This is a genomic window from Peribacillus sp. TH27 (assembly GCF_016650915.1).
In the GTDB taxonomy this organism is placed as follows: domain Bacteria; phylum Bacillota; class Bacilli; order Bacillales; family DSM-1321; genus Peribacillus; species Peribacillus butanolivorans.
In genome coordinates this window covers 4,969,306-4,986,782 of the sequence record NZ_JAEKEV010000002.1, presented here as the reverse complement: position 1 = coordinate 4,986,782, position 17,477 = coordinate 4,969,306, and the positions used below count along the sequence as shown (strand labels likewise).

The following is a 17,477-nucleotide window of genomic DNA, read 5'->3' as shown; positions in this document are numbered from 1 at the left end:
TACAAACTGAGCCCGAGATATAATCTCGGACTTCTTCTAATTATGCGCGTGATACGTATGAACCTTCGTTTGTATTGATCAATAATTTGTCACCTTGATTGATGAAGAATGGCACTTGAACTGAAAGGCCTGTTTCAAGTACAGCTGATTTTGTTCCACCTGAAGATGTATCGCCTTTAATACCAGGCTCTGTTTCTGCAACTTCAAGTTCAACTGTGTTAGGAAGCTCGACACCAAGTGTTTCGGCTTGGAAAGTCATAATATGCACTTCCATATTTTCTTTTAGGAATTTTAATTCGCGTTCAATACTTGAAGCTGGTAGCTCGATTTGGTCGTAAGTTTCGTTATCCATAAAGACATGGCTGTCTCCACTTGCATAAAGGTACTGCATTTTGCGGTTTTCAATATGTGCTTTCGCCACTTTTTCACCCGCACGGAATGTTTTCTCTTGGATGGATCCTGTACGAAGATTACGAAGCTTAGAACGTACAAAGGCAGCGCCTTTACCTGGTTTAACATGTTGGAACTCGATAACCTGCCAAATTCCATTATCTACTTCAATTGTAACACCTGTGCGAAAATCGTTTACAGAAATCATAAAATTGTCCTCCTACATGTACATGTTTACAGAATGATTAACTCTTTTGATGAATGTGTAAGTGCTTCGTTACCTTCTATTGTAACGATTGTATCATCTTCAATCCGTACTCCGCCAACTCCCGGTAAATAAATACCCGGCTCAACGGTAACAGCCATACCTGGTTCTAGAATGATATCAGACCTCAAGGATAATGCTGGACCTTCATGAACTTCAAGACCAATTCCATGTCCTGTTGAATGTCCAAAATACTGTCCAAATCCTTTTTCTTCAATTAAATTACGAGTTAGTGCATCCGCTTCCCTGCCTGTCATCCCAGGTTTTATCCCGGCCATGCCACGCAGTTGCGCTTCTAAAACAATGTCATAAATATTAATAAGTTCTTCACTTGGCTGGCCAACTGCTAATGTCCGAGTTATATCAGACACATACCCGTTATAGTACGCCCCATAATCTAATGTGACAAAATCGCCTTTTTCAATGATTTTATTCGTAGCCACTCCGTGCGGAAGAGCAGATCTTTTCCCAGAAGCAACAATAATATCAAAGGAAGAAGAGGTGGCCCCTTGTTTCCTCATAAAGAATTCAAGCTCATTGGACACATCCAGCTCTGAAATTCCTGGGCGCATAAAATCCAGAATATGTGTAAAGGCAGCATCAGCAATAGCAGCCGCTTCCTTTAATATCTTAATCTCTGATGAGGTCTTTATCAAGCGTAAATTCTCAATTACTCCCGACACCGGCAAAAGTTGTCCTTCAATGACCTTTTCGTATGCTTTATATGTCGCAAAAGTCAGATGATCTTGCTCAAAGCCGAGTATGCTTATATTCATCTCTTTAGCCTGTTTACCGACTTCTTCAATAATTGTCCCCTTGTGTTGAACAATTTCAAAGTCTGCTGCCTGCTTGCCCGCTTGTTCTACGTATCTGAAATCAGTAATGAATTTAGCTTCTTTTTGGGAAATTAAAACAACACCGGCACTTCCAGTAAAATTGGTCATGAATCGGCGGTTATATGTACTGGTAATCAAAAAACCATCAATGCCCACCTTTTCCATTGAGGCTCTTAAACGTTTCAGATTATTCATTTTATTTCTCCCCCTTTGCAATCTTTGTAATCGCCTGCAAAGCCAATTCATATCCGTGTATCCCCAAGCCGACAATCTGTCCCGCCGACACCGGTGCGGTAACTGATTCATGCCGAAAGCTTTCACGGGCATGGATGTTCGAAATATGTACTTCCACAACTGGAACATCAATTCCGGCAATTGCATCGCGAATCGCATAGCTATAATGAGTAAATGCTCCTGGATTAATAATAATCCCGTCTATCCCATGATCTTCTGACCAATGGAGCTTATCGATAATCGCTCCTTCATGGTTAGATTGAAAACAAGTGATTTCCACATTTAACCCTTGAGCCTGCTGTTGTAATAGAGTTTCCACATCCAAAAGCGTCGAAGACCCATAATGCGCAGGCTCACGTTTCCCTAAGCGATTTAAATTCGGACCGTTAATTAATAAGATTTTTGTCATTATCAAACACCTGCTCATAATTAAAAGAATGCTTTCCATGAACATTCTATCATAATTACAAATTGTCTTACTACTTTTTTACAACCCAGGCGTTCAGCTTCTCGACTGATTTTCAGCACCTTTATTATTATGACGAATATATTCCTGATGGTCGTAAGAAATAGAATATCCGACAAAAAGACCGTATAAAATAAAAATACAGATACTGGTTATAATGGACTTTGACGACATTTCCGAAAAGGATGGCAAATCAGAGAACATCGGTTTTAAGACAAATATCAGCAAAGCCCAGCAAACCGCACCAAAAAAAACACCTGAAAGAATACTTTTCATTTTTCTAAAAAGTCCATAGTATATTAAAGCAATCCCCACGGACAGAATTCCGAAGACGAGCATGGTCATCACCGTACCAAGCCAGCGATCGATCCATGTCATATTCGACCAAGAAGTAAGTATAAATTTGGGGCTAAACTCCATAAAATTAAAATAATGTGCTATTATTCCGGCAAAACTGGCAAGGAGCCCTCCAACAAAACCGATAGCTAATACATTGTTGATTAACATGATTCTATTTTCCTGTTGATTTTGTCCTTTTTCATTAGAAGACATATCAAACACCTCCGCTACGTAGTATGCCCTTTGTTAAATAGAACTATTTTATTTTATCCGTAGTGAGGAGATTTACTAGAGGTTTTTGGATTTATTCTGTATGATAAAAACATAAATAATGTGCTTTTTTCAGAGGATTATGTCCATCCTCTGTTGAATTTTATATGTACACAGGATACTTCTTTCCTGCGATTCATCATTCATAAAGTATTTGCAAGGATTAGTCCTCCATTTATTCGTCCCTTGATCTTTGAGAGGGGCGGTTCTATAGGGCCTTATACCTTGTGAATACTTGATAATAAACATGATAGCACCCATGAGAGAGCTACGTGAATAACTATTAGGTTGGTGTAGAAATGTCTGAGGTTCAAAAACCTGTTTATGGAGGGCAGGCTGTAGTGGAAGGCGTCATGTTTGGCGGCAAACACCATACAGTCACTGCTGTCCGCCGCAAAGATTCAACGATTGTGTATTACCATATACCGCGTGAATCCAAGCCTGCTGTCAATCGCTTAAAAAAAATACCGTTTTTACGGGGAATTGTCTCACTGATTCAGTCGAGCGCTACCGGCTCAAAACATCTAAACTTTTCCACAGAGCAGTATGAAGAAGAAGGCGGGGAAAAGATAGAAGAAAAGAAAACAGAAACAAAGGAATCTTCAAAACTAAGTGTATGGCTTGGAGTTGCCGTAATCGGGGTACTTTCCTTCTTATTTGGTAAATTGCTGTTTACACTGATTCCAGTCTTTCTTGCAGCATTAACAAGACCTATTTTTCCTGGTCATATGGCTCAGGTTTTAATGGAAAGCTTGTTTAAGTTGATATTACTGCTCATTTACATTTACCTAGTATCCATGACACCATTAATCAAGCGAGTCTTTCAATATCACGGTGCAGAGCATAAAGTGATTAATTGTTTTGAAAGCGGGAAAGAATTGACTGTCGCCAATGTGCAGGCAAGTTCACGGCTTCATTATCGTTGCGGTAGCAGCTTTATTTTATTTACTGTCATTGTTGGTATGTTTGTCTATATGCTCGTCCCAATCGACCCTTTATGGCTACGTGTCGTGGATCGAGTGTTACTTATTCCCGTCGTGCTTGGCATTTCCTTCGAGGTATTGCAGTTGACAAACAAAGTGAGAGATATTCCAGTTCTGCGTTACCTTGGTTATCCTGGACTTTGGCTTCAATTATTGACTACAAAAGCTCCTTCCGACGATCAGGTCGAAGTCGCATTGGCTTCCTTTCATGAACTGTTAAGGTTGGAAAAAAGGACGGAAAAAGGTTTAGAAACGGATGTTATTGTGTAAAACATCTATCACAATATGATTATGAAAAATCATATACTAAACAAAGAGAATAATCTTCATTTTTTCAAATATTTTACATGAATAATGTTTAAAATAAGCTAAAAATGCTTATGATGCTCTTAAGGAGGTGTCTTTGTTGAAACGTTTCATATCATTCATGATATACGGAATCATCGCCCTCGGAGTCCTCGGACTAATGAGCCGACTGTTTAATGACCCGATTGGCTTTTTTAGAAACATTCTTATAATTGCCATTGTCGCAGGGATTATTTATATGATTTATACCGGATTAACAAAGGGAAAACCAGTAAAAAAAGAGCAACAGGCATTTCGAAAGGCTGCACGCCAATCGAAAAAAAGGCTAAAGAACCGAACTTCGAAAAAGGATAATGTGGCTAGCTTCTCTGCAGCAAAATCGTCTAAAAAAATAAAAGTGCGAAAGAAATCAGATAGTCACTTAACCGTCATCGAAGGGAAAAAGAATAAAAAGAAAAATCGGGCTTCTTTTTAAGAGCCCGATTTTTCTTTTTTAATATGTCCAATGCTTTAAGAATTCTTTAGTAAACTGACGACCACGATTCATTAACTCTCCTTTTTTTTCATCATTCAAGTTGAAATCCATAGCGGAGATCCCCTTCATCGGGATAAATACAATATTCTGAACATGTTTCTTGGAAATATAACGTGCATCATGGGCATCTTTCATCGTCTTGAATAGTGCTGAGAACAATTCAACCGCATTATCCACTTCATGCGGCTTCCATATCTCATCTGCACTAAGACGTAAGCCTATGACTGGTCGTTCCTTTCTTACATGGTCTGAATTAAATAACCACATTGGAAAATTGCTTAACACGCCTCCATCAACAAATAGAAACGTACTTTTCCCAACATTCAGCTTTACTGGTTCAAAGAAATATGGAATGCTACAACTCATTCTTACCGCCTTGGCCACTGGAAAAGTGCTTGGATCGATTCCATAGTTCGGTAACTCATCAGGAAGCACTACCAATTTCCCATGTGTAATATCAGAGGTAATAATACGGAGAGAATTTGGTGGAACATCATTAAAGGTGACTACATTCCTTTCTGCTAGTTTACCCGCAACCCAATTTTCCAAGGCCTCCCCTTTATATAAACCTAATTTCCAATAAACAAGTAGCCACTTGGCAAGTGGGATAGGCAAAAGGCCCCGCCTCTTATCCAACAGGCTACTTAATTCTATATCAAGAAAAACCTCTTCCATTTCTTTTCCTGTATAACCTGCAGCTAAAAAAGCTGCTATAATTGAGCCTGCACTCGTTCCAGCTGTCCTTTTAAATACAAATCCACGTTCCTCCAATTCCTGCAGGGCTCCTACTAAACCATATGCCTTAATCCCGCCTCCGGAAAAAACGCCGTCAATAATCATTGCTGCCCTCCTCTATTCCGGTCTTTACATTTTTAAGCAGGATTAGAGCGATTTATGACTGATTTATATAGAAACAACCTTTCATCAGGTAAAATACTGAATTTCCGATTTTGGGAAAAACTTCGCTATATACCCTCGGATAGTTGATTCAAGTTCTGCTGCTTCTTCAGTTTGATACACATATTTCCCAATGCCATAGCGACCCCATTTATATTTCCGTTTCGTTTCATCAAGTTCCAATTTTGTTTTAGGGTAATTTTTTTGAATCACTTTTTTTGCAGGACCAGTAAACCTATGCTGGATTAACTCAAAAGTTAAATCAGGAATATCCACCCCTTCTAATGCCTCACTTAACCGCTCGAATAGTTCAAAGTAGCCTTCCTTCCATGCTTCATGACGATATATCGGTGCAACGATAAAACCTAATGGGTATCCTGCACCTGCTACCTTGCGTGCCGCTTCCATTCTTTCCTCAAAGCTCGAAGTTCCAGGCTCAAAATTCTTGATCACGTAACGTGAATTAATACTAAACCGAAATCTTGTTTTCCCATTATGTTCGGCATCCAATAGATGATCGACATGATGAAATTTAGTTACAAATCGGAGAACACCGTTTTCACTTTTACCAAAATATTCAATGGCCCTTTTTAATGAATGTGTCAAATGGTCAATGCCGACAATATCAGAAGTACATGCCGCCTCGAAGCGGGTAATTTCAGGTTTTCTTTCGTTTATATATTTTTCAGCTGCTTCGAAAATCTCATCAAGATTCACGTATGTCCTAATGTATGGTTTTGTACCTAGCGTCGTCTGTAAATAACAATAGTGACAGTGACCCATACACCCAGTAGCAAGCGGGATAGCATATTCTGCAGATGGCTTAGACGAGTCGAACTTCAACGTTTTCCTGATTCCCACAACCAGCGTCGACTTGGCGACACGATATTTTTGCAAATCATTATCCCCAGGTAAATCTCTAATTTGATTATGTGAAGTGGTTTCACGGATCTCAATATTCATATCCTCAAATTTCTTTTTTAATTCTCGGCCAAGCGGGTATTCCAGTGCTCTTGGCTCAATATATACTAGCTGTGGGATAAATGGTTTCATATACTTCTCCATTCTTTTTCGGATTTGTTCATACTTTTATTCAAACTAGACAATCTAACTTATAAGGATAGTTTTTCTTAATTTAATTATCCTCATGATTGATTCTAATTGGTAAATTCAAGTATGGGAGATGTGATATGACTAAAAAGCAAGACTTCTTGACAAATGGAATGGGTAAACAAGTAATTACCGTACAAACAGATAATAAATTTCCCAATCCCCGGAATGTCCCTGGAGACTCTGTCGATGAATACTCGGTGTTAAAGGATGGAAACCAATACTTGGCCGAAAAGGAAATTGCCCAACAAAATGAAAATGGCTGACAAATGAATGCAGAAGAGAAGACCGAATCCTAAGACTCGGTCTTCTCTTCTGCATTCATTTTCATTGTATTTTCTTTAAGGAGTTTAAACGCAAGGAAAAGCAAGATTATACCAAATACTCCAGCAATAATATAACTTATATTTAAATAGTTTTTCATTAACACTGACATGAGTGGTGGTCCTGCTGCAACACCAATAAATCGTGCAGAACTATAGAAAGAGGAAATTGTTCCCCGCTGTGTCTTTTCAATATTTTCAGTAATGAGCGCATCCAAAGTTGGAAGCATGGCACCAATCGCGATTCCTAATACACTTGTTATTATAAGTAGCAACACAATTTTTTCCTTCGTATAGCCAACAAAAACTATACTTCCTGACATTAATATTAAGCTAATCAATATAATCCTTCTCATCAACGGTATGCTTCCTTTTATCTTCCTTCCCGCCACATAAGAGGAGATACATAAGAAGAACAAAGGGATCGCCAAGACAAAGCCTTTTTTAATGCCTTTTAAATCATGTAATTTTTCTAGACTTTCCGATAAAAAAAATAGCACTGCAAAAAGAACAAGCATGACAAAAACGCCCAATAGGAATACAACGGAAAGCCACTTTCCTCCCTCCTCAAAGGTTACTTTCGTTTTATTTAAAAATTCTTTGAACTTTATTGGTGCATGATTATTCTTCGGTACTTTTATAAAGAAAAAAACGAGAACAATCGAAATTAAACTAAAAAAGGAAATAGAAAAGAACGGTAAAAACCAAATAAGTGAAGCGAATAAGGATCCTAAAATCGGACTTAACACTTTCCCGAAGGTATTCGATGTTTCAATTATGCCTAAACAGGAACTTGTTTTCTCATCATCAGCTTTATAAAGGTCGCCTACTAACGGCAAGACGATTGGAGTTGCCCCAGCCGCACCAATCCCTTGTAGAACGCGGCCCAAGATAATCCAGGTATACGGATTGTCCATCTTCCAGGAAACAAAACCAGCAATCAAACCACCTATCAAAGCTAAAATCAGGCTGGGTAGGATAACTTTTTTCCTTCCAATGCGATCAGACAAGTAACCTGCTACTGGAATTAGAAAAATGGAAGCGATTGAATAACTGGTGATTATCATACTCGACTGAAAGGATGTTATGTTCACTTTTTCTTCAAAAACCGGCAACACCGGAATAAGCATAGAATTTCCTAGTGTCATGACGAGCGGAATCGAAGCCATGCTTACAATACACCAAGCACTTACCTTCGTATTATCGCATTTCTGATTTTCCATTCATACACCCCATCATAGTTAATACATTGTAGTTTAACCATATATAAAGAAAAGCTTTCACGAAAATGAATAACAATTAATAGTTTACAGACCAATAAAAGGTAACCTTTAAAATTTCAAAATATTGAATATACTCTTAGATTTGCAAAAAAAGCCGTTAAGATCAGCTTTTCAGCTATACCTTAACGACTTTCTTAAATCAAGCTTATAGGCCGCATTTTAATTGTGCGCCACAATTCGTGCATGTATTACATCCGCCCATTTCCTGAACTTCACCTTTACGGCAAACAGGACAGGTGTTACCTACTTCCGACCCAATCGTAACATTCGTCGAACGCAGTTCATTTATCGTATCAACCAATACGACTTTTTTCTTTTCTTCCACATCTGTTAATTCATCCATTTCAAGTTGCTCATCCATTTGATTTTCTTCCGCTTTAAGCGTAAGAACCTGACTGTCACGGCTTCCATCTACATATACCGTACCGCCTTTTGCTCCGCCTTTGTATAGACGTTCATATACTTTTTCTACTTGTTCAACGGTATATCCTTTAGGAGCGTTAACCGTTTTACTAATCGAACTGTCAATCCAGCGTTGAATAATGCATTGAACGTCAGCATGTGCTTCAGGAGCCAATTCCATTGCAGAAATGAACCATTTCGGAAGCTTTTCTGGATCCGCTTTTGGATGACGATCCAAGTATTCCTGTACGATGTCAGCCTTAACCTCAATGAATTTACCAAGACGACCGCTACGGAAATAGGTGAAAGAGAAATATGGTTCAAGACCAGTTGATACCCCAACCATCGTACCTGTACTGCCTGTAGGAGCAACTGTCAATAAATGAGAATTACGGATGCCATGTGCAGCAACACTTTCTCTGATATCTTCTGGCATTTTTTCCATAAACCCGGTTTGAGTGAAACGCGTTCTAAGCTCATTCGTTTCTTCATCAGTTGACCCGATTAGGAACGGGAAACTGCCCTTTTCTTTAGCAAGGTCTACTGAAGTCCTGTAAGCTGTAGTTGCAATCGTTTCAAACACCTTGTCTACCAGGATATTCCCTTCTTCAGATCCGTACTCCGTTTCACAATAGATTAACAAATCATGCAGACCCATAACACCAAGACCAACCCGTCTCTCGCCGAGTGCTTGTTTCTTGTTTTCATCTAAGAAGTAAGGGGTCGCGTCAATGACGTTATCCTGCATACGCACACCCACTTCTACGGTCTGCTTAAGTTTCTCAAAGTTAACTGTTTTGTTATCTTTATCAGCCATTTCTGCTAAATTTACAGCTGCTAGGTTACACACAGAGTATGGAGCCAGTGGCTGTTCACCACATGGGTTCGTTGCTACAACTTGTTGTCCGTATGCTTTTGCATTTGTCATCTCGTTAGCATTATCAATAAAGAAAATACCCGGCTCTGCAGAATAAGTAGCACAAATATTAATTAAGTTCCAAAGCTCTTTAGCTCGGATTTTACGGTAAACACGGACTTTTCGGCCCATTTTTTCCCACTCACGTACATCACCGACATTGTGCCATTCTTCATTATAAATCGCCATTTCTTCAGCATTATAGCTTTCAACATCCGGGAAACGCAATTCATATTCGCCATCTTGTTCGGCAGCTTCCATAAATTCCTTAGTCAAGCAAATCGAGATATTGGCGCCTGTTAGAAAATCGGCATTATGGACACTGTACGTTCCGCCTGTACGAACCTTTTCCTCGGCCTCTCTAATGATTTTCTCGTTAAATCCGCCTAAACCCGGAATCTCTTTATAGTTGATGATACCTTGGTACATAGCCGTTTCCTGTTCGGTATGCGGAGTGAATTTTAATTTATCTGTAGCGTACTTTTTGATGGTTTCATCTTTTGTGTTTTCCACTAAGTAGCGAAGAATCCGTGGATTTTGCATTTTCGAAATAATGAACTCAGCAATATCTGGATGCCAATCCGCAAGCATAATCATTTGTGCACCGCGTCTGCTTCCGCCCTGTTCAACAAGATGGGTCAATTTCGCAATATCATCAAGCCATGAAACTGAACCGGAGGATTTTCCATTTACCCCTTTTGCCAATGTATTTCTTGGACGAAGTGTCGATCCGTTCGTACCTACACCGCCTCCGCGGCTCATGATTTCCATGACTTGCTTTCTATGTTCGGAAATTCCTTCGCGTGAATCCGGAACAAATGGCATTACATAGCAATTAAAATAAGTAACATCCGTGTTAGAACCGGCTCCATATAATACACGTCCTGCTGGGACAAAATTAAGGTTCTTTAATTCTTCATAGAACTTATTGAACCATTCCGTTCTTTTTTCCTCAGTCTTTTCCACTGAAGCCAATCCCGTTGCATTACGTTTTGCAATTTGTTCATAGTATATTTCAAGCGGCTTTTCAATGATATCAAGCGGTCGATTTACAATCCCCGTTGCCACTTCTTCCGGGTTATCTAATGCTCCGCGAAATTCATCATCCACTAATACCTTAGCTTTTTTCGTTTCCCAATCTATTTCAACGATGTAACCAAGACCCCGTGCAGGGAATTTCGGATCTTCCTTAATCGTCAATACTACAAAATCGCCAGTCGAGAGCGTAATTTTTTCAGTATCCTTAAAAGAATAGCGGTCAAGCATAACTAGACGGGACACGCCTTTATGCGTCATTTTCATATCAGCTGTTACAGGATGGACCTGGGGAAATAAAGAAATATCCTTATTCAACCTTTCTAGATCAACCTTTAAAGCTTCTTTTATTACAACCGACATAATTCCCTCTCCTTTATATGTTTCAAGATCCGTTCTTGCTGCAAAAATTTATATGTAGTCTTACATGTCCGTTTCGCTTAACAAGTTACCCTAAATTTATCATAGCGAAACTCAAAAATCAATATATAGTGTCGTAATAAATATTTCGACTACTATATATTGTGTTTGTGTTGATTAACTTTTAATTTTGTCAAACGATAAATCAATTAATATAGTTAGTAAAAGGGAGGAAAATGTCGATTTATAATAATTTTTCATCAGATTTCAATTAATTTGAACCTTGCTTTTTCCCTGTCCTTGTTAGTGCTTATCGTTGCAAGGAAAAGCTTATTTGTTTGCAAAAATCTGAAAAAACATTTTTATTATCTGTTCTAATTATCCTGCTTCTTCTATCTCAAAAAATTCCATTCATCGCTTTCATATTTGCTTTCTGCAATGGCTTTCACTTCCACCAATTGCTGTTCAGTGAGGACGTATGGCTCTAATTCGATCGAAAGTCCATCGGCAAAACCTTTTTCAAAAGCATCTTTTGCTTCTGGGATGGTAATCTTTCTTCCGGCAATGTCATTTATGGCCACGGCTTTGTTTTTTAAGTTTTTTTGCATTCTCTCTTTAACCCTGTCATTTGAGAATTTAAACACGCTAAAGAGCTTTTCATCATCAAGTTCAAGTAAAATGGCCCCGTGTTGAAGGATGACGCCCTTTTGCCTTGTTTGTGCACTGCCAGCTACCTTACGGCCCTCAACGACCAATTCATACCAGCTTGGCGCATCAAAACAGACGGAAGACTTGGGTGCTTTTAAAGCCGCTTTCTCCTGATCGGTTCGAGGTACAGCAAAATAAGCATCCAATCCAAGATTCCTGAACCCCATTAATATTCCTTCAGAAATAACTCGATATGCCTCAGTAACAGTAGTAGGCATTCCCGGATAGGATTCTGGGACAATTACGCTATAAGTCAATTCATGTTCGTGCAGTACAGCACGTCCTCCTGTTGGTCTGCGAACAAAACCGAGGCCCTGCCTTTTAACTTCTTCTATATCAATTTCAGATTCTGCCTTTTGAAAATAACCAATCGACAATGTAGCTGGGTCCCAACCGTAAAAGCGGATAATCGGTGGTATTTCCCCTTTACTCTGCCAGTTTAAAAGAGCTTCGTCCATCGCCATATTAAAAGCCGGTGAACAATATCCAGAATCTATAAATCCCCATTTTTCTTTTGTCATCCTTACCCCTCATTTCATGTAGACTGTTTAAAAGTAAGTCAGTAATTCCGTCATAAAAAAACTCACATTTAGTAGTTTAACAGACTTTAACACTCTAAAAAAGAAAGTACCATTAAGTCGATAAAGAATTTTACGAAAATATTTTTTGATTATTAGTTAAAGCAATTATATAATAAAGATTGTCTGTATTCGTTAGGTAGAAGGGAGTTTTTATGTTTGGAATTATTATATACACTGCTCATCATCATAGGAGTGGTTATTGCGTATTCACTTTTTAATTGGTACCGCCAGCGTAAAATCGTTAAAACGTTAACACAGGATGAATTTATTGCTAACTACAGAAAAGTACAACTAATCGATGTGCGGGAACCAAATGAATTTGATAATGGTCATATCTTAGGCGCAAGAAACATCCCTATGACTCAAATGAAAACACGCCTGGTCGAAATTAGGCCGGACAAGCCTGTATACTTGTACGCTCAAAGCGAAATCATCAGCGGAAGAGCTGCAGCCATGCTATACAAAAAAGGCTACAAAGAACTGTTTCACCTAAAAGGCGGTTTCAAAATGTGGACCGGTAAAATTAAAGCAAAGAAATAAGAACCCATCTCCGCATGGGCTCTTTTTAATTAAAAAGCTATCATACTAAAAATTGAAATGAAATGCCGTCTTAAAGCTTATTATGTCTTATTGTATATTCATTTCCAGCTGGTCATTCTCTATACATATAATGAATAAAAATCCCCGCTCAGATGGCGGGGATTTTTATTTAGGCTATTAAGCTTGATAACGGAGGACTGGTTTTCTTGCAGCAAGCGTTTCATCCAGCCTTTTAATAACTGTTGTATGTGGCGCTTCCTGTACGATCTCCGGAGTTTCTTCCGCTTCCTTAGCTATCTGAATCATCGCATCAATGAACGCGTCGAGAGTTTCCTTTGACTCCGTTTCAGTCGGTTCTATCATCATTCCTTCTTCCACGTTCAACGGGAAGTAAATAGTAGGTGGATGATAGCCGAAGTCTAGTAATCTTTTGGCAATATCGAGTGTTCGGACGCCCAACTTCTTTTGCCGGCGGCCACTAAGCACAAACTCATGCTTACAATGGCGATTATATGGTAAATCAAAATATGGTTCCAACCTACGCATCATATAATTCGCATTGATGACCGCATTCTCCGTGACAGCCCTAAGACCATCAGGACCCATAGAACGAATGTACGTATAAGCCCTCACATTTATTCCGAAGTTTCCGTAATAAGGTTTAACTCTTCCGATGGATTGCGGGCGATCATAATCCAGCATAAATTGCTCATCTCGTTTGACCACGAGTGGTTTAGGCAAGTAGGGAATCAAATCCGATTTTACTCCGACAGGACCAGATCCCGGGCCACCGCCACCATGTGGACCTGTAAATGTTTTATGGAGATTTAAATGGACCACATCAAAGCCCATATCACCTGGACGGGCTTTAGATAGGACTGCATTAAGATTGGCTCCGTCATAATAAAGCTTCCCACCAGCATCGTGGACAAGTTTTGCCATTTCCAAAATATTCTCTTCAAACAATCCTAATGTATTGGGATTCGTCAGCATTAAAGCCGCTGTATCCGAACCTACCACGCGCTTTAAATCTTCAAGGTCAACTAAGCCATTTTCATCTGATTTTACCGTAATCGTTTCGAGCCCCGCAACAGTGGCGGAAGCTGGATTCGTACCGTGTGCCGAATCAGGAACTATCACTTTCGTCCGTGCTGTATCGCCGTTTGCTTCATGGAAGGCACGAATCATCATTAATCCTGTCCATTCACCATGTGCACCTGCTGCTGGCTGTAAGGTCACTTGATCCATCCCTGTGATTTCTGTTAAATGTTCTTGCAAGTCAAATAATAGTTCCAAGGCTCCCTGTACAGTCGCCGGATCTTGATATGGATGGATATGGGCGAAACCGTTAAAACGCGCCACATTTTCATTTATCTTCGGGTTATACTTCATCGTACAAGAACCGAGTGGATAAAAGCCCGAATCCACCCCGTGATTCCGTTTGGAAAGAGCTGTATAATGACGCATGATATCTAATTCCGATACTTCTGGAAGCTCAGCCTCTTCTTGACGGATGTATTCGGCAGGAAAAATCTCTTCAAGTGAAATTTCTTCAACATCCATTTCCGGTAGACTGTACCCTATTCGACCGGACGTACTGATTTCAAAAATGAGTGATTGATCTTGATTATTCATGTTGATCCCCCAATTCCTGCGCAAGTGCATCAATTTCTTCTTTTGTTCTAAGTTCTGTTACAGCCACAAGCATATGGTCTTTCAGCTGTGGATAAACAGTCCCTAAGTCGAAGCCGCCGATAATTTCTTTTTCAAAAAGACTTTGATTAATTTCTTGGTAAGATGCCGGCAGTTTAATGACAAATTCATTAAACGATGGTCCCTCAAACACCACTTCTATTCCTTTTTCCTTTATAGCTTTTTTCGCATAATAGGCTTTTTGAATATTATTCACTGCCATTTCTTTGACACCCTTTTTCCCAAGTGCGGTCATCGCAACAGAAGCTGCCAAAGCATTTAACGCCTGATTGGAACAAATATTGGATGTGGCCTTGTCACGACGAATGTGTTGCTCACGAGCTTGAAGCGTCAGCACAAATCCCCGTTTACCATCTTCATCCACTGTTTGCCCGACGAGACGGCCTGGCACTTTACGAACAAGTTTGTTCGTGACCGCAAAGTATCCGCAATGCGGTCCGCCAAAAGCTGCTGGAATACCGAATGGCTGAGCATCGCCTGTTACGATATCAGCACCAAGGGCACCTGGAGGGGTCAATGCACCTAGTGCAAGCGGGTTACTCGAAACGATAAACATGGATTTCACATCATGAATGATTTCTTCCATTTCTTTCAACGGTTCAATACGTCCAAAGAAGTTTGGATATTGCACAATGACTCCCGCAATATCGTCTTTCGCCAATTCCTTTAAGGCAGCTAGATCTGTCACACCATCTTTAAATGGAATTTCAATGACTTCCACTCGCTGACCTTTCGCATACGTCTTAACGACTTCTCTTGATTCAGGATGTACTGCCGCTGAAATTAGAATTTTCTTACGTCGTGTATGACCGGATGCAAGCATCGCTGCTTCCGCTAATGCCGTCCCTCCGTCATACATGGAGGAGTTGGCTACATCCATGCCTGTCATTTCACAAATCATCGTTTGATATTCAAAAATGGCCTGAAGCTCCCCCTGTGAAATTTCTGGCTGATAAGGGGTGTAGGCTGTATAAAACTCCGAGCGGGAAAGAACATGATCAACGATGACCGGTGAATAATGATCATACACGCCCGCACCAAGAAAGGAAGCATAGTTTTTAAGATCAGCATTCTTAGAAGCAAGTTTTGATAATTCTTTCATTAAGGCTGGCTCTGATTTAGCTGGTTTAATGTCATATTCGCCTTGAAAGCGGACACTTTCAGGAATATCGTTGAAAAGGTTCTCAACAGAAGGGACCCCTATTACCTCCAGCATTTGTTGTTTATCCTGCTCTGTCATGGGTAAGTAACGATGTTTCATCTTAATGACCATTCCTCTCTATTTACGTGGTTTTTTATAAAAAGGTGTTTGTATAATAACAGCTTTCAATCGTTTTGAACGAATTTCCACTTCGACTTCAGAATTCATCACCGAAAAGTCTTTATCGATAAGTACCAATCCTACATTTTTCTTCAATGTTGGTGATTGAGTGCCAGTCGTAACTTCACCAATGACTTTATCCCCACTGTATACCTTATAGCCATGACGAGGAATGCCGCGGTCAATCATTTCAATTCCGACAAGCTTACGTTGTGCCCCTTTTTCCTTTTGTTCAGTAAGAACGGCTTTCCCGAAAAAGTCGGCTTCCTTATCCACTTTAACCGCAAAACCAATCCCGGCTTCAATTGGGGTAATATCCGGTGAAAGCTCCTGTCCATAAAGCGGAAGTTTAGCTTCAAAGCGGAGTGTGTCACGTGCCCCTAAACCTATCGGCTGTATCCCTTCTTCTTTTCCTGCATCTAGAATAGCTCTCCAAAGGGCCGGGCCATTTTCACTGTTGCTATATATTTCAAAACCATCTTCACCCGTATATCCTGTACGTGAAACCATCGTGGAAAGCCCATTTATCAGGACATTTTCCTTGAATTTAAAAAAGCCAATTTCACTCAAAAGTGTATCATTAGATAGTTTTTGTAATATTTTCTCTGCCAAAGGTCCCTGCAGTGCCAACTGTGTATAATCGCTTGATACATCCGAAAGTTGGACATCCTCTGAACAATTAGCTTGTAGCCAGTTAAAATCTTTTTCTGTATTGGCGGCATTGACCACGAGCAGATAGTCGTCTTCTGCCTTTTTATAAATGATAAGATCGTCAACAGTACCGCCGTTTTCATAACACATAGCCGTATAAATTGCTCCGCCCTGTTTTAGCTTTGATACATCATTGGTCATCATTTTTTGTAAAAAGGCAAGACTCCCTGGGCCCTTCACATCAACCTCACCCATATGGGAAACATCAAATAAGCCAGCTTTTGTACGAACTGCTTCATGTTCGTCCTTGATACCCGAAAATTGGACAGGAAGTTCCCAGCCGCCAAAATCGATCGTTTTTCCTCCGTATTCACGATAAACCTCAAATAGTGGCGTTCTTTTTAAATTGGTCAAAAAATGACCCCCCTTAGATTTTTTAGATTTACTTTGCTCACTTTTCTAAAAGCTTCTTTCCATTTTGTCAGATCTTCTTATACTTCTCAGCCTGATTCATAATGTGGAAAAAAGGGCACAAAAAAGGACAGAGAAAGCCCTAAAGAGCTTTTTCTCTGTCCTGAAACCTGAAAGTTTACCTATATAATAGGTTTTCCCCTTTGGTGGCCGTCCTGCAACGAGCGGCGCTCTCCAGAGTTGCGTCCAATAAGAGTTCTTTTGCCTGAGAGATTCACTGCTAAGTTTGCTCCTTCGGCGCTACATTCGTAGTCTCTCCCCTTATCTTCACCCGCATATAAATGTGTCTCCACCAATTAGGAAAGTAATTAATCCTACTGATAGTTAGTAAAACCTCTGTGCATTTACAAAATGCTTTCTCTACCAACTCTCCTTAAAACTTCAGAACTTAATGAATGATCTCTAGTCTGTTAATCTGGGATAAAGTAAGAGGCGGTTGCCCATACTATGAAAAACATGAACTACATTCATCTTTTAAGCGTTTTGGGAAATTGGAATTTTCTAAATATACTTACATCCTACCTTAAGAAACTTTTCTCTGC

16 protein-coding genes and 2 riboswitches are annotated in these 17,477 nt (G+C 39.7%); of the genes, 4 read left to right on the top strand and 12 right to left on the bottom strand.

Annotation, left to right across the window (positions count from 1 at the left end; all coding sequences use genetic code 11):
- Positions 1-40 precede the first annotated feature (40 nt).
- The 4 genes from efp to JFU24_RS25420 all read right to left on the bottom strand — a co-directional run bounded on the left by efp (position 41) and on the right by JFU24_RS25420 (position 2,743).
- Positions 41-598: an elongation factor P gene (gene efp / locus JFU24_RS25435; protein WP_034308328.1), complete on the bottom strand. Its 558-nt coding sequence runs from the start codon at positions 596-598 to the stop codon at positions 41-43.
- A gap of 26 nt (positions 599-624) precedes the next feature.
- Entirely contained in the window at positions 625-1,686 is a 1,062-nt protein-coding gene (locus JFU24_RS25430; RefSeq protein ID WP_098176752.1) for a M24 family metallopeptidase, read from the bottom strand.
- A 1-nt stretch (position 1,687) separates the two neighbouring features.
- A complete protein-coding gene (aroQ, locus tag JFU24_RS25425; RefSeq protein ID WP_056526000.1) occupies positions 1,688-2,134 on the bottom strand; it encodes a type II 3-dehydroquinate dehydratase in 447 nt (148 codons plus the stop codon).
- A 93-nt stretch (positions 2,135-2,227) separates the two neighbouring features.
- Positions 2,228-2,743, bottom strand: a complete 516-nt coding sequence (locus JFU24_RS25420) for a YqhR family membrane protein (RefSeq protein WP_201223663.1) — start codon at positions 2,741-2,743, stop codon at positions 2,228-2,230.
- A 356-nt stretch (positions 2,744-3,099) separates the two neighbouring features.
- On the opposite strand from JFU24_RS25420, the gene JFU24_RS25415 reads away from it, so the two are divergent.
- The gene (locus JFU24_RS25415; RefSeq protein ID WP_056526006.1) at positions 3,100-4,053 is read left to right on the top strand and encodes a DUF1385 domain-containing protein; all 954 of its coding nucleotides are present in this window, start codon (positions 3,100-3,102) and stop codon (positions 4,051-4,053) included.
- 136 nt (positions 4,054-4,189) lie between these two features.
- The gene (locus JFU24_RS25410) at positions 4,190-4,564 is read left to right on the top strand and encodes an SA1362 family protein (RefSeq protein WP_053346927.1); all 375 of its coding nucleotides are present in this window, start codon (positions 4,190-4,192) and stop codon (positions 4,562-4,564) included.
- Between the two features lie 18 nt (positions 4,565-4,582).
- Here JFU24_RS25410 and JFU24_RS25405 read toward each other — a convergent pair whose 3' ends face one another.
- Together JFU24_RS25405 and splB are read right to left on the bottom strand one after the other, a co-directional pair.
- Entirely contained in the window at positions 4,583-5,464 is an 882-nt protein-coding gene (locus JFU24_RS25405; RefSeq protein ID WP_201223662.1) for a patatin-like phospholipase family protein, read from the bottom strand.
- Between the two features lie 84 nt (positions 5,465-5,548).
- A complete protein-coding gene (gene splB / locus JFU24_RS25400) occupies positions 5,549-6,574 on the bottom strand; it encodes a spore photoproduct lyase (RefSeq protein WP_201187945.1) in 1,026 nt (341 codons plus the stop codon).
- A 137-nt stretch (positions 6,575-6,711) separates the two neighbouring features.
- Here splB and JFU24_RS25395 point away from each other — a divergent pair, with 137 nt between their 5' ends.
- Positions 6,712-6,897, top strand: coding sequence for a hypothetical protein (locus tag JFU24_RS25395; protein ID WP_201185783.1), 186 nt, complete (start codon positions 6,712-6,714; stop codon positions 6,895-6,897).
- A gap of 29 nt (positions 6,898-6,926) precedes the next feature.
- Here the strand turns inward: JFU24_RS25395 and JFU24_RS25390 are convergent, their stop codons facing one another.
- The 3 genes from JFU24_RS25390 to JFU24_RS25380 all read right to left on the bottom strand — a co-directional run bounded on the left by JFU24_RS25390 (position 6,927) and on the right by JFU24_RS25380 (position 12,179).
- Positions 6,927-8,177, bottom strand: a complete 1,251-nt coding sequence (locus tag JFU24_RS25390) for an MFS transporter (protein ID WP_201185785.1) — start codon at positions 8,175-8,177, stop codon at positions 6,927-6,929.
- A gap of 205 nt (positions 8,178-8,382) precedes the next feature.
- Positions 8,383-10,953 (bottom strand): vitamin B12-dependent ribonucleotide reductase, encoded by a 2,571-nt coding sequence (locus tag JFU24_RS25385; protein ID WP_201223660.1) that lies wholly within the window; start codon positions 10,951-10,953, stop codon positions 8,383-8,385.
- 389 nt (positions 10,954-11,342) lie between these two features.
- The gene (locus JFU24_RS25380; RefSeq protein ID WP_201250676.1) at positions 11,343-12,179 is read right to left on the bottom strand and encodes a lipoate--protein ligase family protein; all 837 of its coding nucleotides are present in this window, start codon (positions 12,177-12,179) and stop codon (positions 11,343-11,345) included.
- Between the two features lie 216 nt (positions 12,180-12,395).
- On the opposite strand from JFU24_RS25380, the gene JFU24_RS25375 reads away from it, so the two are divergent.
- Positions 12,396-12,779, top strand: a complete 384-nt coding sequence (locus tag JFU24_RS25375) for a rhodanese-like domain-containing protein (RefSeq protein WP_053346934.1) — start codon at positions 12,396-12,398, stop codon at positions 12,777-12,779.
- 177 nt (positions 12,780-12,956) lie between these two features.
- Here JFU24_RS25375 and gcvPB read toward each other — a convergent pair whose 3' ends face one another.
- From gcvPB to gcvT, 3 genes are read right to left on the bottom strand one after another with little or no spacing between them, the layout of a single operon-like run.
- Positions 12,957-14,414, bottom strand: coding sequence for an aminomethyl-transferring glycine dehydrogenase subunit GcvPB (gene gcvPB, locus JFU24_RS25370; protein WP_201223658.1), 1,458 nt, complete (start codon positions 14,412-14,414; stop codon positions 12,957-12,959).
- On the bottom strand, positions 14,407-15,753 hold the full coding sequence (gene gcvPA / locus JFU24_RS25365; RefSeq protein WP_201185789.1) for an aminomethyl-transferring glycine dehydrogenase subunit GcvPA: 1,347 nt from the start codon (positions 15,751-15,753) through the stop codon (positions 14,407-14,409). The genes gcvPB and gcvPA overlap by 8 nt, the downstream gene beginning before the upstream one ends.
- An 18-nt stretch (positions 15,754-15,771) precedes the next feature.
- Positions 15,772-16,878 carry a glycine cleavage system aminomethyltransferase GcvT gene (gcvT, locus tag JFU24_RS25360; RefSeq protein ID WP_201250675.1) on the bottom strand — a complete coding sequence of 369 codons (1,107 nt, stop codon included), beginning with the start codon at positions 16,876-16,878 and terminating at the stop codon, positions 15,772-15,774.
- A gap of 153 nt (positions 16,879-17,031) precedes the next feature.
- Positions 17,032-17,115: riboswitch (glycine riboswitch) on the bottom strand.
- Positions 17,116-17,118: 3 nt separating this feature from the next.
- Positions 17,119-17,206: riboswitch (glycine riboswitch) on the bottom strand.
- Between the last annotated feature and the right edge of the window lie 271 nt (positions 17,207-17,477).

Bases quoted from the DNA above. Each gene is read 5' to 3' on its own strand.
- efp (WP_034308328.1), bottom strand. From the start codon at position 598: ATGATTTCTGTAAACGATTTTCGCACAGGTGTTACAATTGAAGTAGAT.
- JFU24_RS25430 (WP_098176752.1), bottom strand. From the start codon at position 1,686: ATGAATAATCTGAAACGTTTAAGAGCCTCAATGGAAAAGGTGGGCATT.
- aroQ (WP_056526000.1), bottom strand. From the start codon at position 2,134: ATGACAAAAATCTTATTAATTAACGGTCCGAATTTAAATCGCTTAGGG.
- JFU24_RS25420 (WP_201223663.1), bottom strand. From the start codon at position 2,743: ATGTCTTCTAATGAAAAAGGACAAAATCAACAGGAAAATAGAATCATG.
- JFU24_RS25415 (WP_056526006.1), top strand. From the start codon at position 3,100: ATGTCTGAGGTTCAAAAACCTGTTTATGGAGGGCAGGCTGTAGTGGAA.
- JFU24_RS25405 (WP_201223662.1), bottom strand. From the start codon at position 5,464: ATGATTATTGACGGCGTTTTTTCCGGAGGCGGGATTAAGGCATATGGT.
- splB (WP_201187945.1), bottom strand. From the start codon at position 6,574: ATGAAACCATTTATCCCACAGCTAGTATATATTGAGCCAAGAGCACTG.
- JFU24_RS25395 (WP_201185783.1), top strand. From the start codon at position 6,712: ATGACTAAAAAGCAAGACTTCTTGACAAATGGAATGGGTAAACAAGTA.
- JFU24_RS25390 (WP_201185785.1), bottom strand. From the start codon at position 8,177: ATGGAAAATCAGAAATGCGATAATACGAAGGTAAGTGCTTGGTGTATT.
- JFU24_RS25385 (WP_201223660.1), bottom strand. From the start codon at position 10,953: ATGTCGGTTGTAATAAAAGAAGCTTTAAAGGTTGATCTAGAAAGGTTG.
- JFU24_RS25380 (WP_201250676.1), bottom strand. From the start codon at position 12,179: ATGACAAAAGAAAAATGGGGATTTATAGATTCTGGATATTGTTCACCG.
- gcvPB (WP_201223658.1), bottom strand. From the start codon at position 14,414: ATGAATAATCAAGATCAATCACTCATTTTTGAAATCAGTACGTCCGGT.
- gcvPA (WP_201185789.1), bottom strand. From the start codon at position 15,753: ATGAAACATCGTTACTTACCCATGACAGAGCAGGATAAACAACAAATG.